The sequence below is a fragment of the Methanobacterium sp. genome, from assembly GCA_030017655.1.
GTDB lineage: Archaea > Methanobacteriota > Methanobacteria > Methanobacteriales > Methanobacteriaceae > Methanobacterium_D.
The window spans coordinates 1-611 of sequence record JASEIM010000087.1; the positions used below are offsets into that span (position 1 = coordinate 1).

Consider the following 611-nt stretch of genomic DNA (forward strand, 5'->3'; position numbering starts at 1 on the left):
AGTTTTTCGCAGGCTTCTTCACAGTCCATACAACCATCACAAAGATCTGGTTGGATTAAAATTTTTTCCAAGATGTAGCCCTCCTATATTTTCAATTCAGCGCAGATTTTATCCACATAATCTTGTATTTGTTTTTTCTCTTCATCAGCAAGATGTTTAAACCTTTTTTGAGCTTCTAAATATTCATTTACTGGTTTTCTCTGCATGGGCCGGTAGGTGACTTTAAAGTTTCCTTCTTCAATTTCATATAATATCCATGAACCTGTTTCAACGGCTAACCTTCCAAGTTCTATGGTTTTAGCCGGATCAAAACCCCATCCAGTAGTACATGGTTGGTGGAGATGTATGTATGCAGGCCCTTCTACCTCTTTAGCCTTTTTAACTTTTTTCATGAAATCTTCAGGGTAAGCTATAGAAGCAGTTGCCACATAGGGCACGCCATGGGCAGCCATAATCATAGGTATATTCTTTTTAGGTTTGTCTTCTCCAAAACTCTCTGTACCATGGGGAGAAGTGGTTGTAGAAGCACCAAAAGGTGTAGATCCACTTCTTTGAATACCAGTATTCATGTAGGCTTCATTATCGTAACATATGTAGATCAGGTTGTGACC

The 611-nt window shown here is 38.8% G+C and carries 1 protein-coding gene; it reads right to left on the bottom strand.

Annotation, left to right across the window (positions count from 1 at the left end; all coding sequences use genetic code 11):
* Positions 1-83 precede the first annotated feature (83 nt).
* Positions 84-611: thiamine pyrophosphate-dependent enzyme (locus tag QMD61_11745; GenBank protein ID MDI6725306.1), on the bottom strand; the 528-nt coding region annotated here is incomplete at its 5' end.